11 protein-coding genes are annotated in these 13,600 nt (G+C 60.8%); 4 read left to right on the top strand and 7 right to left on the bottom strand.

Annotation, left to right across the window (positions count from 1 at the left end; all coding sequences use genetic code 11):
- Window position 1 precedes the first annotated feature (1 nt).
- The 4 genes from ACMQ11_RS02415 to ACMQ11_RS02400 all read left to right on the top strand — a co-directional run bounded on the left by ACMQ11_RS02415 (window position 2) and on the right by ACMQ11_RS02400 (window position 7,376).
- Window positions 2-1,579, top strand: a complete 1,578-nt coding sequence (locus tag ACMQ11_RS02415; RefSeq protein ID WP_418991069.1) for a SusD/RagB family nutrient-binding outer membrane lipoprotein — start codon at window positions 2-4, stop codon at window positions 1,577-1,579.
- 25 nt (window positions 1,580-1,604) lie between these two features.
- Window positions 1,605-3,947, top strand: coding sequence for a glycoside hydrolase family 18 (locus ACMQ11_RS02410; protein WP_418991068.1), 2,343 nt, complete (start codon window positions 1,605-1,607; stop codon window positions 3,945-3,947).
- A 23-nt stretch (window positions 3,948-3,970) separates the two neighbouring features.
- On the top strand, window positions 3,971-5,188 hold the full coding sequence (locus ACMQ11_RS02405) for a DUF1735 and LamG domain-containing protein (RefSeq protein ID WP_418991067.1): 1,218 nt from the start codon (window positions 3,971-3,973) through the stop codon (window positions 5,186-5,188).
- A gap of 130 nt (window positions 5,189-5,318) precedes the next feature.
- Complete coding sequence (locus tag ACMQ11_RS02400; RefSeq protein ID WP_418991066.1) at window positions 5,319-7,376, top strand: family 20 glycosylhydrolase; 2,058 nt, start codon at window positions 5,319-5,321, stop codon at window positions 7,374-7,376.
- Window positions 7,377-7,436: 60 nt separating this feature from the next.
- Here ACMQ11_RS02400 and ACMQ11_RS02395 read toward each other — a convergent pair whose 3' ends face one another.
- The 7 genes from ACMQ11_RS02395 to ACMQ11_RS02365 form a co-directional block, all read right to left on the bottom strand.
- Window positions 7,437-8,465, bottom strand: a complete 1,029-nt coding sequence (locus ACMQ11_RS02395) for a VWA domain-containing protein (RefSeq protein ID WP_418991065.1) — start codon at window positions 8,463-8,465, stop codon at window positions 7,437-7,439.
- Between the two features lie 12 nt (window positions 8,466-8,477).
- On the bottom strand, window positions 8,478-9,464 hold the full coding sequence (locus tag ACMQ11_RS02390; RefSeq protein WP_418991064.1) for a vWA domain-containing protein: 987 nt from the start codon (window positions 9,462-9,464) through the stop codon (window positions 8,478-8,480).
- A 40-nt stretch (window positions 9,465-9,504) separates the two neighbouring features.
- On the bottom strand, window positions 9,505-9,807 hold the full coding sequence (locus ACMQ11_RS02385; protein WP_418991129.1) for a four helix bundle protein: 303 nt from the start codon (window positions 9,805-9,807) through the stop codon (window positions 9,505-9,507).
- A 90-nt stretch (window positions 9,808-9,897) separates the two neighbouring features.
- Window positions 9,898-10,653 carry a tetratricopeptide repeat protein gene (locus ACMQ11_RS02380; RefSeq protein ID WP_418991063.1) on the bottom strand — a complete coding sequence of 252 codons (756 nt, stop codon included), beginning with the start codon at window positions 10,651-10,653 and terminating at the stop codon, window positions 9,898-9,900.
- Window positions 10,654-10,667: 14 nt separating this feature from the next.
- Window positions 10,668-11,648 carry a hypothetical protein gene (locus ACMQ11_RS02375; protein WP_418991062.1) on the bottom strand — a complete coding sequence of 327 codons (981 nt, stop codon included), beginning with the start codon at window positions 11,646-11,648 and terminating at the stop codon, window positions 10,668-10,670.
- Window positions 11,645-12,529, bottom strand: a complete 885-nt coding sequence (locus ACMQ11_RS02370) for a DUF58 domain-containing protein (protein WP_418991061.1) — start codon at window positions 12,527-12,529, stop codon at window positions 11,645-11,647. Before ACMQ11_RS02370 ends, ACMQ11_RS02375 begins: the two co-directional genes overlap by 4 nt.
- A gap of 2 nt (window positions 12,530-12,531) precedes the next feature.
- Window positions 12,532-13,530, bottom strand: coding sequence for an AAA family ATPase (locus ACMQ11_RS02365; RefSeq protein ID WP_418991060.1), 999 nt, complete (start codon window positions 13,528-13,530; stop codon window positions 12,532-12,534).
- Window positions 13,531-13,600: the final 70 nt, after the last annotated feature.

Raw genomic sequence — 13,600 nt, 5'->3', positions numbered from 1 at the left:
CATGAAAAACATATTTAAAAACACAAGAATAGGTCTGGCAGTGGCGTCGGTTCTGCTCCTGGCTGCCGGTTCGTGTACCGGAGATTTCGAGGGCTTCAACACCGACCCCAATGCAGCCCAGAAGATCGACAAGACCACGCTCATCACCTCAATGGAGCTGGATGCCATGTACCCCACCACGGGCGAGACGACCGTTCCGGTGAACCGCTATCAGACGGGCTGGAACCTCCTGGCCGACCACTATGCCGGCTACATGGCCTGCGCCAACCATTTCGACGGCGGCAACAACCCGATGGTCTACAACCTGACGGCCAACAACTGGTCGAATACCGTTTTCGAGGTGGCTTTCACGCAGGTTATGCCCGCCTGGCTGCAACTCGACCTGGCCTACCAGAACCAACTCATCACACCGGAGACCAAGGCCGTGGCCGACATCCTCAAGGTGCTGACGCTCCACCGTGCCAGCGACATGTACGGTCCGCTGCCGGTGCTCAATTTCGGCAAGTCGCGCAATCCGTACGACTCGCAGGAGGTGCTCTACAACCATTTCTTCGAGACGCTCGACGCTGCGATCGGGGTGCTCAAGGAGTACGTCGCCATTGCCCCCGACGGCCGTCCGCTGGAGAAAGTGGACGCCATCTATGCCGGCGATTTCTCGAAATGGATCAAGTTCGCCAACTCGCTCAAACTGCGTCTGGCGATGCGTATCAGCTACGTCGAACCTACGCTCTCGGCCACCTATGCCAAAGAGGCGATTGACGACGGGGTGATTACCGACACGCAGGATAACGCGATTCTCCAGAACTACCGCAATTTTACGATCAACAACCCCTTGGAGATGCTTTGGAACTCCTACGACGACGCCCGCATGAGCGCCTCGATGGATTCGTTCCTCAACGGCTACGAGGACCCGCGCATGCCCGTTCTGTTCCAGCCCGCCAAGAAAGACAGCAAGTACCACGGCGTGCCCAACGGCATGGGTACCACGGCCCAGTCGTTCTACACCGATTGCACCTCGGCCCCCAACATCCAGACCTCGACGCCGATGAAATGGCTCCTGGCCTCGGAGGTGGCGTTCCTCAAGGCGGAATACTATTTCCGGCAGGGTAACAGTGCGAGCGCCGCGTCGAACTACAACGAGGGCATCCGGCTGTCGTTCATAGAGAACGGACTTTCGGCCAGCGAAGCGGCCACCTATGCGGACAATACGGACAAGAAACCGGTCTATTACCGGAACGTTTCGGAGAATCCCGTGGGCAATGCGAATCCCCTCACCTCGATCAACATCAAGTGGGCCGACGACGGCAAGGAGTTGGAGCGGATCATGACCCAGAAATGGATCGCTCTGTTTCCCAACGGCATGGAGGCCTGGGCCGAGTTCCGTCGCACGGGATTCCCCAAGATCTTCCCGATCGTATCGAACAGCCAGGACCCCACGATCAACAAGAACGTGCAGATCCGTCGCATGGTCTTCCCCAAACTGGAGTACTCGAACAATGCCGGAGCCGTGTCGGCCGCTACGCGACTGTTGAACGGACCCGATGCCGGCGGAACGAAACTCTGGTGGGACAAGCGATAAAACGAACCTAAAAGAAAGTTGAACCATGAAAAAAATAACAGTATATACGTTGCTGCTTGCTTTGACCGGGCTGTTTTTCGCCTGCGAGAAGCAGAACACGCCCGAGCCGGTGCGTGTGCAGTATCCCGAGGACCAGTCGCCCATCCTGCGCGACAACGCCTACTATGCCCGGCTGCGTGCTTACAAGAAAACCCCGCACAAACTCGCTTTCGGCTGGTACGGCTCCTGGACGGCCATCAGCTCTTCGAAGCAGAACCACATGTCGAGCGTGCCCGACTCGATGGACATCATCTCCGTCTGGAGCCAGTGGCACAGCCTGACACCCGAGCAAATCGCCGACAAGGCGTTCGTGCAGCAGGTTCTCGGCGCCAAGGTCGTCTTCTGTATCTCGGCCAAGGACATGCCCGAGGTATTCAAGGTCGACGGTCAGATCACCGAGGACGGAATCATCGCCTATGCCAAGGCATGGGGCAAGGACTCGATGGACAAATACCAGTACGACGGTATGGACATCGACTTCGAGACAGCCATCGACCATCAGGGTCCGATGAATACCAATCCGGCCAATTTTAAGAAATTCGCCGAGGAGTTGAGCAAGTATATCGGTCCCAAATCGGGTACCGGACGCCTGTTCCTGATCGACGGTAACGTCGACAGCAGCTGGCTCCCGGCCAATATCGCCGAATTGTGCGACTATGCCGTCAGTCAAGCTTACAACTGCTATGGTGCCTCCGACCTGGAAGATCGCACTGCCTCCGCCGGCAACAGGGGCTGGCGTCCCGAGCAGATGATCTTTACCGAGAATTTCGAATCCAACTGGCAGAGCGGCGGGCCGAACTACACCTGCTCGGACGGCGTAACCCGTCCTTCGCTGCTGGGAATGGCCGACTTTGCCAAAACCTCCACCTCGGCCGGCTTCGGCTCGTACCACATGGAGTACGAGTACGGCAACGCAACGATGCAGTACAAGCACATGCGCCAGGCCATTCAGCTGGCCAACCCGGCGCCGCAGGGCGACTACACGAAGAACCTGGTCACGCTCAACGAGGCGGGTGAAAAGCAGGTCTCGATCTCCAAATTCCCGTCGGGTGCCAGCGAAGCAATCGTTATTGAGATGACCGCAAAACTTTCGGGAATCGTCAGCGCCGATACCGATATTCCGATGATGGTGGACAACAGCCTGGTGGCCTCCTACAACGAGTACTACTATACGGAGTATCTTCAGGCCGATCCTTCGGTGGTGAATTTCTCCGGGCCGCTCCATTTCGCTGCCGGAACACAGGTCAGCTCCGAGGAGGCTCCCGTGAAACTGAGGATTACCGACGCATCGAAATTCGAAGCCGGCAAGACCTATCTGATCCCGGTGCGTGTGAACTGCGACGCTGTCAAAGGATTCACGCCCAATACTGCTCAGGAGATATTCTACCTCAAAATCTCGGTAAACGCCGACCTGGTGGTCAGTGCAGTGCAGATGGCTCGTTACAATGAGGGGCAGTTGATGAAAATCGCGGTTACTCCGACCGGACAGGTAATCGATAGCTACGAGCTGAACGCGTCGCTTTCGTACGGCGCTCCGGTCGATACCGAATTCGCACTCGTTGCCGACGCTTCGCTGGTGACCGCCTACAACACGGCCAACGGTACCTCTTACAAGACGGCAGATATGAAAACGCTGACCGTAGCCGACAAGGTGATCGTCCGGCAGGGAGCCAAAGCCATCGATCCTGTCGAGATCGCTTTCGCCGATCCGGATAATTTCGGGGAGGGACTCTTTATGATGGCTTTCCGGATCGATCTGGGCGACAATACCGATTTCAAGGCCGCAGCCGAAGGTTCGCTGGTCAAGTACGTCGTTTTCTCCAAGATAAAGAACAACGTGGAGGCAGGCGTCACGTCGATCGACGGAACGGTGATCGCCGATCGAACGGGCTGGATCTATTCGGTCGAGGGAGAGGGCACCGGTGCTATCGGAGGATTGGATAACAACCAGATGTTCGACGGAGACAACAACCAGATGGGGTGGTATTCGAGCCTTAGCGGAAAGCGTTGGGTGCGGATCGATATGGCCAAACAGCAGACCATCATAGGTTTCCGCATGGGCATGGTCCTCGGCAATATGAACTATGCGACCAAGCAACTTTATAACATAATGTTCAGCCAGGATGGAGACGTATGGATCGATCAGTCCATTCCCGTGGATCAAGCTGTTGACGTAGCTGCTGCCGATGGCAACAAATGGCAGTATGTGAAATTTATCCGACCTATCACCTGCCGTTATGTTCGCATGACTTACGATAATTCGGAGGCCAGTGCATCCGGCGGATTCATCGGTTGCAACGAGTGGAATGCTATTGCTCCGAACAATTAACAAGACCGACAAAAACAATGATTATGAAACTGAAATATATCGCAGCCTCCTTTGTCTGTGCAGCGGCCTTTGCAGGCTGCCAGGAGGCGGAAGAGTACATCCCGTCGATCTATGTGACCGAAGCGCAGATCGAACCGGCCAAGACCATCACCATCTCGGGTCCGGGCGAGGTGGCCGAATTCTCGGTCTCCGCGTCGCTGGCCGTCGACCGGGAGACGCACGTGCGGCTCGAAATCGCTCCCGAGATGCTCGAAAGTTACAACCGCAACTACGGACGCCAGTGCGAACTGCTCGAAGAGTATGATTTCGAGAAGAAAGAGGTGACGATCAAGGCCGGCAAGAGCGTTTCCGACGCCGCCGAGATCGTCGTCAACCAGACCCTCGAGCTGGGCAAGTTCTACTGCCTGCCCGTGAAGATCGTCGGGACCGACGGCACGATGCCCGTGCTGGAGCCGTCGAGCACGTTCTACCTCGTGTTCCGTGCCCCGGTACACAGCAAGGCGGTCTATCTGGGTCGAAGCAACAAGTACATCGTGCCGGGATTCTACGACTACAAGGTTCCCGCCGGCGCTCCCGAGGGCACGCCCGACCTGTCGGCGCTCTCCGAGTTGACGCTCGAATGCCGCGTCATGGCCAATAATTTCCAGGGCAGCGACCCCTACATCAGCTCGATCATGGGCCTCGAGGGCAATGTCTGCATGCGCTTCGGCGACGTGAAGATCGGCAAGGATGTCGTGCAGGTCTGCAAGGGCGACTACCAGCCCGCAGCGACCACCGTGCCCTGCGCTACCGGCAAATGGTACCACCTGGCCGCCGTCTGGTCGCGCTCGGCACTGCGAATCTACATCGACGGACGCTTCATCACCGAGACGCCCAACCGCGGTGAGACCGTAGACATCACCGAGGTGCAGTTGTGGAACGGCAGCGGCATCGGATTCGGTATCGGAGCCGGTTCGAACTACAACTCCAACCGCCCGCTCGACGGTTACATCGCCGAGGCCCGCGTCTGGTCGAAAGCGCTGACCGGTACGGAGATCGCCAACCTGCGCGATCTGGTGATCGTCGATCCCAAGACCCCGGGGCTCTTGACCTACTGGAAAATGAACGAGTCGGAGCCGATCAGCGAGACCGAATCCAACTCCCGCTGGAGGCTCAATAACAAAATGGTGGACCTTACCGGCCACGGTTTCGACGCCAAGGGGCAGGCCGCCAACCCGACGTTCATCGACGCCACGTGGTAGCGGATGCTGCGACGGCCGGGGCGGCGGAACCCCTCCGGTGAATCGCATGAACCTTTTTTCAGGGCGGGCGGCTTCATGCCGTCCGCCTTTTTTTCAAAAAATGGCTATCTTTACACAAAAGTATACACCGATGAAACTACGAACCTCGATTTTTGCAGCCGCAGCGGCGCTGTTCGCCGCCTGCGGCACGCCGTCCGGGGAGCTGTCGACGGGCATTATCCCGGCGCCCGACTCCGTTGCGTGGGGCGAGGGGGCGTTCCGGATGCCCGAGACGCTTGCGTGGACGACTGACCTCGCGGGGCAGGAGCTCTCCGATCTTGCGGCCTGGACGGAGCGCGCCGGCGACTTTTTCCCGGCTGCATTCGCTCCGGCCGCATCCCCCGATGAAGCCGCGCTCGAACTGCGGCTCGCCGCGCAAGGGACGCCCGAGAGCTATGTGCTCGATGTGGCTCGCGGCCGCATCACGATCACGGCACCCGATGCCGCCGGCCTCTTCTACGGCCTCCAGTCGCTCGCCCAGTTGGCCGGGCACCACGGCCGCCGCATTCCCGCGGTGCGGATCGCCGATGCACCGCGCTTTCCCTACCGCGGTTTCATGCTCGATGTCTCGCGCCATTTCCGCCCGAAAGAGTTCGTCGAGCGGCAGTTGGACCTGATGGCCCGCTACAAGCTCAACCGCTTCCACTGGCACCTCACGGACGGGGCGGGCTGGCGCATCGAGATCGAACGCTACCCGGAGCTGACTGATTTTGCGGCCTGGCGCCCCTACCCCAATTGGGAGGGGTGGCAGTTCGGCGGCAAGCGCTACTGCCACCGCGACGACCCGGCGGCCGAGGGGGGCTACTACACCAAGGACGAAATCCGCGAGGTGATCGAGTACGCCCGGGCGCTGCACATCACCGTCATTCCCGAGATCGAGATGCCGGGCCACAGCGAGGAGGTGCTGGCCACCTACCCCGCGCTCTCGTGCAGCGGAAAGCCCTACGTCGATTCCGACTTCTGCCCGGGCCGGGAGGAGACGTTCGAATTCCTGGAAAACGTGCTGGCGGAGGTGATCGAGCTCTTTCCCTCCGAGTACATCCACATCGGCGGCGACGAGGCCTCGAAGACGGGGTGGAAAACCTGCCCCCGCTGCCGCGAACGGATGCGGCGCGAGGGGCTGCGGGACGTGGACGAGTTGCAAAGTTACCTCGTGCACCGCATCGAGGGCTACCTCAATGGCAAGGGGCGCAGTCTCCTGGGCTGGGACGAGATACTGCAAGGGGGGCTGGCGCCCAACGCCACGGTCATGTCGTGGCGCGGCGCCGAGGGCGGTATCGCTGCGGCGAGGGCCGGGCACCATGCCGTGATGACCCCCAACAGCCATTGCTACCTCGACTACTGCCAGGACGACCCGTCGAGCGAGCCGCCTGCGGCGCCGGCGTTCGTCACCCTCGAGCAGGCCTATCGCCACGATCCGGCGCCCGATTCGCTGGGTGCGGACGTGACGAAGATGATTCTGGGCGTGCAGGGTAACCTCTGGTGCGAGCACATCCCCACCGGCGAGCACGCCGAGCGGATGATCTGGCCGCGCCTCATGGCCATCGCGGAGGTGGGGTGGAGCCGGCCTGAACGGATGGACTACGCCGATTTCCACGGCCGCGTGCTCGACGCCGTGGGGTGGTTGCAGGAGCGGGGCTACCACCCGTTCGACCAGAAGAACGCCGTGGGGCCGCGTCCCGAGTCGCTCGACACGGTGGCCTGCCTCTCTACCGGGCGCCCGGTGATTTACCGCCCGAAATACAGCCCCAGCTACGCGGCTGCGGGCGACGGCTCGCTGACCGACGGCCTGCGCGGCGGCTGGAACTACGGCGACCGCCGCTGGCAGGGGTGGCTCAATACGGATGTCGAACTAGTCGTGGACCTCGGCGAGCGGCAGCCCGTGCGCCGCATCGCGGCCGATTTCATGCAGGGATTCTATGCCGATATCTGGATGCCCCGCGCCGTGGAGTTCGCGGTCTCGGACGACGGCGAGCGCTTCGGGCCGCTCACGACGGTCGAGAACGAGGTGCCGTTCGAATACAAGCGCAACTGCTACCGCGAATTCGCCTGGCAGGGCGAGGCGGAGGGACGCTACGTGCGGGTGAAAGCGCTCCGAAACGGACGGCAGGGCGGCTGGATATTCACCGACGAAATTCGGGTCGAGTAGCGATGAAATGCCCGGTGTGTGCGCACACACCGGGCTTTTTCGTGTCTTTCCGGCAGCGGATCACGCCTTTTCGCGGAAGATGTTGAGGTGGGCCAGCAGCGGGTTGCGGCGGTCGAGCAGCAGCAGTTCGAGCACGAGCAGCACGAGGGCTGCGGCCACGAGCCACTGGAACTGCTCGTTGAACTCTTCGAAGCGGATGGTCGTCAGCTCCGACTGCTCCATTTCGTTGATGCTTTGCACGATCTCTTCGAGCCCGATGGACTGTTTCGACGAACGGACATAGGCGCCGCCCGTCAGGTCGGCGATTTGGGAAAGCATCTCCTCATTGAGCTTCGAGACCACCATGTCGCCCCCCTCGTCGAGGATGAACTCGCCGCCGATGCGGATCGGAGCGCCCTCGGGCGTACCGATGCCGATGGTGTAGATGCGGATGCCCAGTTCGGCGGCCCGTTTGGCTGTCGCGAGGGCGTCGTCCTCGTGATTCTCACCGTCGGTGATGAGGATGATGACCCGGCTCGGGGCCTCCTCCGTGTCGCCCGAGAACGAGAGCAGCGCCTGCTCCAGCGCCTTGCCGACCGCCGTGCCCTGCACCGAGACCAGCGAGGGGTCGATGCGCCGGGCGAAAGCCTTGGCCATGCGGTAATCGGAGGTGATCGGAAGCTGGACCTTGGGTTCGCCCGCGAAGACGACGAGCCCCACGCGGTCCTGCCTGAGGCCGTCGAAGAGGCGGTTGATGGCGTATTTGGTGCGTTCGAGCCGGTTGGGTTCGAAATCTTCGGCCAGCATCGAGTTCGAGACGTCCACCACGAGCATCATTTCGACACCCTGTGCTTTCTCCTCGCGGAGTTTCGACCCGAACTGCGGACGGGCCGCAGCCAGCGCAACGAGCGCGAAAGCCGCTAAGAAGAGGATGAATTTCAAGAGGATGCGTCCGGTAGAGACGTCGGGCGTGAGTTCCCGGAGCGTAGCCGGATCGCCGAAGCGCGCCAGCCGTTTGCGGCGGCGCCGCGCCGCCAGAGCGTAGATCGCTGCGAAGAGGGGCAGGGCGCACAGCAGCCAGAGATATTCGGGATTTGCGAATCGGAACATGGGCGAACTTGTTTACGGAATACGTTTGAGAACCAACGTGCGGATGAGGAACTCCGCGGCGAGCAGCGCCAGCGCCCACAGAAGCCACACGAGGAACAACTCGTGGTAGGCGACGCGCTCCGAGACCTCGACCTTGCTCTTTTCGAGCTGATTGATCTCGTCGTAAATCTCCTTGAGCTTGGTTTTGTCCGTGGCGCGGAAATACTCGCCGCCGGTCTGGGAGGCGATTTGGCGCAGCACCTTTTCGTCGATCTCGACTTTCTGGGGCGTAAAGGTCAGCTCGCCGAACATGTTGACCGTCGGATAGGGAGCCGTGCCGCGGGTGCCGACGCCGATCGTGTAGACCCGGATGCCTTGCGCGCGGGCGATCTCGGCGGCCGTCAGGGGCGCGATCTCGCCCCGGTTGTTCACGCCGTCGGTCAAAAGGATGATGACCTTGGATTTGGCGTCGCTCTCCCTGAGGCGGTTGATCGCCGTGGCCAGCCCGTTGCCGATGGCCGTGCCGTCCTCGATCAGGCCGCTGCGGATGCGCGCAAGAAGCGTCTGCAACGTGCTCTGGTCGGTCGTGAGGGGGCTCTGGGTGAACGCCTCGCCGGCAAATACGACCAGGCCGATGCGGTCGCCGTAGCGGTCGGCGACGAACTGCCCGGCGACCTCCTTGGCCGCCGTGATGCGGTCGGGCTTGAAATCGCGGGCCAGCATCGAGCCCGAGACGTCGATTGAGAGCATGATGTCGATGCCCTCGGTATTGGTGTGCGAGAGTCGTTCGACATCCTGCGGACGCGCCAGCGCCACGACCAGAAGCGCCAGGGCTGTCGTACGCAGCACGAAAGGCACGTGACGCAGGTAGTAGCGCATGCTTTTCGGGGCGTGCGCCACCCCCTCGATCGAGGAGATGCGGATGGCCGCCCCGCCCCGAAGCGTCTGCCAGACGTAGTGGGCGACAAGCGGCGCGAGGAGCAGGAGCAGCCAGAGTAAGTGAGGTGATGCGAATTGCATGTCCGCGACTAATTAAGAATTAAAAATGAAAAATTAAAAATTATCTTTTCTCTTTCATTGTTTTTACAATGCTGGCAATGATGTTCGTCAACTCCCGGCAATCCGAAAAAATCGTGTCAAATTCGTTTTTGTCCAGGAGATCCGTCCGGTATAGCAACTCGAGCCAGTATTCGGTCTCATACACCTCTTTCAAGGCGATGTGCATTTTCGAAATGAAATCGTCCGTCGATTGAGCTCCCATCGCTTCATGTACACTGGCTCCGATACTCGTACCGCTTTTGAGAAGCTGTTTGGAGAGGATATACTCCTTATGGGTGTGGATCAGATTCTTGTAATTGGACAATGCGGACGGCAAAATCGAGACTCTTTATTCGTATGACATTCTCGCTCTTCAATTCTTAATTCTTAATTTTTCATTTTTAATTCGGAACGCCTACCAGTTTTTCCTGCCGCGCACGACCACGCCCTGCTTCTCCTTGAGTTTTTCCTGGGTCTTGTCCTCGCGGGCCTGGATGGCGTCGAGAATCTGCTGCTGCTCCTCTTCGGAGAGACCCGCCTCGACGGGCTGCGGCTCACCTTGCTGGTTGTCTTCCGGGTCGGATTGTTCGTCCTGTCCGTCGCCCTGCTGCCGGTCCTGGTCGCCGGGCTTCTCCTGCCCGTCGCCCTGCCGGTCTTGCTGCTGGTTCTGCCGGTCCTGTTGTCGATCCTGCTGGTCTTGTTGGTCCTGCTGGTTGTCGCCGCCTCCGCCCTGCTGGTCTTCGTCGAGCAGGCGCTTGGTGTAGGCGTAGTTGTACTTGGCCTCCATGTCCGAGGGGTTCAGCCGCAGGGATTGCTTGTAGCTTTCGAGCGCCTCCTTGTATTTTTGCTGCTTGAACTGGGCGTTGCCCAGGTTGTAGAACGCCTCGGCGCGCTCGGTGTCGCTCCGCAGCGAGTCGGCCGCCGCCCGTTGCATGGTCTGCTCGGCGTGGTCGAAGCGCTCGGCCTTGTAGAGGGCGTTGCCCAGGTCGTAGGCTGCCTCGAACGACTGCGGCGAGACCGTAAGCGCCCGCGTGTAGCGTTCGATCGCCGTCTCGTAGTCGCCCTTATGGTACTGCCGGTTGCCCTTGCGCACCTGCGACCGCTCGGGCTGCTGCTGAGCACGGGCCCCGGCCGCTATGAAAAGCAGGAGTATATAGAGTAATCGGTACATCCCATTTTTCATTTTTAATTTTTCATTTTTATTTGCTCGTCCTCGACGGTCTCCGGACCGTCGTTGACGAGCTTCGTCTCCTCGACGAAATAGTAGGCCTTCAGATAGTCCGCCTCGTTCTGCTCGCCGTCGGGCGTGGCCTTGGCGAATTTCACCAGATCGGCGTCGCGGAGGATGGCCGTGAGGTCCATGCGGGCCTTGTCCTGAAGCTCCACGGTGCGCATCGCCGCGATGATCTCGTCGGAGGTCATCTCCATCGCGCTGACGCCCCAGCGGCCGTCGATGTAGGTGCGCAGGATGTCCGTCAGTTGCGAATAGTACTGTTTGTGGCGGTTGTTCTGCCACAGCTTCTGGTGGTGGAGCGCTTCGAGCGCCCGGATGGCGACCACGTGGGGCGGCTGCGGGGGCGCGGGTTTGAACAGGTCGCCCAGCCCCTTGCCGCGGCTGGCGAGCCAGTATCGGAGGGCGAAGAAGATCCCGGTCAGCAGAACGAGTATCCAGGCGCCGAGGTAGAGGAAGCCGCTGATCTCGCGGAAGCGGAACGGGAGGTTCTTCTGCGGCTTGAGGTCGTAGATCGACTGCGAGGTGGAGTCGATCCGGAACGTGGTGACCTCGAGATAGACCGAATCGTGGCTGCGGAGCGTGTCGACGATGTTCTTGTCGGCATAGAGCACGCGCGCGGCGCCGAGGTTGTAGCGCCCCTCTTCGAAAGCGGCCAGGCGGTAGCGTTTGAGGAGCCGCAGCCGGCGTCCCTCGCGCGAAAGCGTGTCGACCGGCAGGCTCTCGACCAACTCGATCTCGCCGTGGTGCGCGGGGGTGAACTCGGGAAACTGCACGACCTGCACCAGGTCCTTGTCGACCTCGATCACGTAGTCGAACCGGTCGCCGATCCCGATGCTGTCGGGTTCGACGCGGGCCCGGACGGCGGGGGTGTCCTGCGCCCGGACCGTTGTGCAGAGGGCCAGCAGAAGCGTTAGGAGGGTAAGACGTTTCATCGCTGTTTGAAGAGTTTGATCAGTTCGGCCACATAGTCCGCGTCGGTTGCGACGGTGGCCGTGTCGATGCGGTTGTGGCGCAGCGTACGGTCGATCCGCTCGCTGCGCGCGAGCCACGAGGCGGCGTAATGCTCCCGGACGGCGCGCGAGGAACTGTCGACCCACACCTTGCGGCCCGTCTCGGCGTCCTGCATCTCGACGATGCCCACATCGGGAAGTTCCGCCTCGCGGGGGTCCGAGACGCGGATGCCCACCAGGTCGTGCTTGCTCGAGGCGATCTTCAGGGCCTCTTCGAGCGCTTCGGCGTCGGGGTCGGGGTTGAGGAAATCCGAGAGGATAAAGGTGGTGCAGCGTTTCTTCATCACGTTCGTCAGGAAGCGCACCGGCTCGGAGAGCTTCGTGCCCGCCGACTGCGGGCGGAAGCCGACCAGCTCGCGGATGATCGTCAGGATGTGGCTGCGCCCTTTCTTCGGGGGGATGAACTTCTCGATCCGGTCCGAGAAGAAGATGCACCCGACCTTGTCGTTGTTCTGCGACGCGGAGAAAGCCAGGACGGCGGCGATCTCGGTGATGACGTTCTTTTTGAGCAGCCCGGTCGAGCCGAACAGGCGCGAAGCCGAGACGTCCACCAGTAGCATCATCGTCAGTTCGCGCTCCTCCTCGTAGACCTTGATGTGGGGCTTCGACGAGCGGGCCGTGACGTTCCAGTCGATGTCGCGCACGTCGTCGCCCGCGCGGTACTCCCTCACCTCGGAAAACGACATGCCCCGTCCGCGGAAAGCCGTGTGGTACTTGCCGGCGAAAATCTCGCTGGAAAGACCGCGGGTCTTGATCTCGATCTTGCGGACGCGCTTCAGAATATCGTTCTCGGTCTGCTGCATCGTTAGGGTACGATGACGTTGTTGAGGATGTCGGTGACGATCTCCTCGGTGGAGATGTTCTCGGCCTCGGCCTCGTACGTCAGGCCGATGCGGTGGCGCAGCACGTCGTGGCAGACGGCGCGCACGTCCTCGGGGATGACGTAGCCGCGGCGGCGGATGAAAGCGTAGGCGCGGGCCGCCTTAGCGAGCGAGATCGAGGCGCGGGGGGAGCCGCCGTAGGAGATCAGATTCTGCAATTTGGCGAGGTTGTATTCGGCCGGTTCGCGCGTGGCGAAGATGATGTCGATGATGTATTTCTCGATCTTCTCGTCCATGTAGACGTCCTCGACGACCCGGCGGGCCTTGACGATGTCCTCGGGAGAGATGACCTTGTTCACGGAGGGCATGCCGGCGCCCGAGAGGTTCATGCGCACGATGTCGCGCTCCTCCTGCTTCTTGGGGTAGGAGATTTTGGCCTTGAGCATGAAACGGTCGACCTGCGCCTCGGGCAGCGGGTAGGTGCCCTCCTGTTCCAAAGGGTTCTGCGTGGCCAATACCAGGAACGGTTCGGGCAGCGGATAGGTCCCGTCGCCGATGGTCACCTGGCGCTCCTGCATGGCTTCCAAGAGGGCCGACTGCACCTTGGCGGGCGAACGGTTGATCTCGTCGGCCAGCACGAAATTGGCGAAGACGGGGCCCTTTTTGACGATGAAATCCTCGTTCTTCTGCGAGTAGATCAGCGTGCCGATCAGGTCGGCGGGCAGCAGGTCGGGGGTGAACTGGATGCGCGAGAAGCAGGCGTCGACCGCTTTGGCCAGCGTGGTGATGGCCAGCGTCTTGGCCAAGCCCGGCACGCCCTCCAGGAGGATGTGGCCGTTGGACAAAAGACCGATCAGAAGGGTGTCGACCAGGTGCGACTGCCCCACGATGACCTTGCCCATTTCGGTGCGCAGCGTATCGACGAAGACCGATTCGCGCTCGATGCGTTCGTTGAGTTCCTTGATGTTGATGACTTCGCTCATGGCTTTTTGATATGTTGAATTTTGTATTGTCGTCGCGCGTAACCTTTTAACGTTCGCTGTGCAAAGATAT

The sequence above is a fragment of the Alistipes sp. genome, assembly GCF_048465575.1.
GTDB lineage: Bacteria > Bacteroidota > Bacteroidia > Bacteroidales > Rikenellaceae > Alistipes.
The sequence above is the reverse complement of the archived record's forward strand: the minus strand, read 5'-3'. Positions and strand labels throughout refer to the sequence as shown.

Bases quoted from the DNA above. Each gene is read 5' to 3' on its own strand.
- ACMQ11_RS02415 (WP_418991069.1), top strand. From the start codon at position 2: ATGAAAAACATATTTAAAAACACAAGAATAGGTCTGGCAGTGGCGTCG.
- ACMQ11_RS02410 (WP_418991068.1), top strand. From the start codon at position 1,605: ATGAAAAAAATAACAGTATATACGTTGCTGCTTGCTTTGACCGGGCTG.
- ACMQ11_RS02405 (WP_418991067.1), top strand. From the start codon at position 3,971: ATGAAACTGAAATATATCGCAGCCTCCTTTGTCTGTGCAGCGGCCTTT.
- ACMQ11_RS02400 (WP_418991066.1), top strand. From the start codon at position 5,319: ATGAAACTACGAACCTCGATTTTTGCAGCCGCAGCGGCGCTGTTCGCC.
- ACMQ11_RS02395 (WP_418991065.1), bottom strand. From the start codon at position 8,465: ATGTTCCGATTCGCAAATCCCGAATATCTCTGGCTGCTGTGCGCCCTG.
- ACMQ11_RS02390 (WP_418991064.1), bottom strand. From the start codon at position 9,464: ATGCAATTCGCATCACCTCACTTACTCTGGCTGCTCCTGCTCCTCGCG.
- ACMQ11_RS02380 (WP_418991063.1), bottom strand. From the start codon at position 10,653: ATGTACCGATTACTCTATATACTCCTGCTTTTCATAGCGGCCGGGGCC.
- ACMQ11_RS02375 (WP_418991062.1), bottom strand. From the start codon at position 11,648: ATGAAACGTCTTACCCTCCTAACGCTTCTGCTGGCCCTCTGCACAACG.
- ACMQ11_RS02370 (WP_418991061.1), bottom strand. From the start codon at position 12,529: ATGCAGCAGACCGAGAACGATATTCTGAAGCGCGTCCGCAAGATCGAG.
- ACMQ11_RS02365 (WP_418991060.1), bottom strand. From the start codon at position 13,530: ATGAGCGAAGTCATCAACATCAAGGAACTCAACGAACGCATCGAGCGC.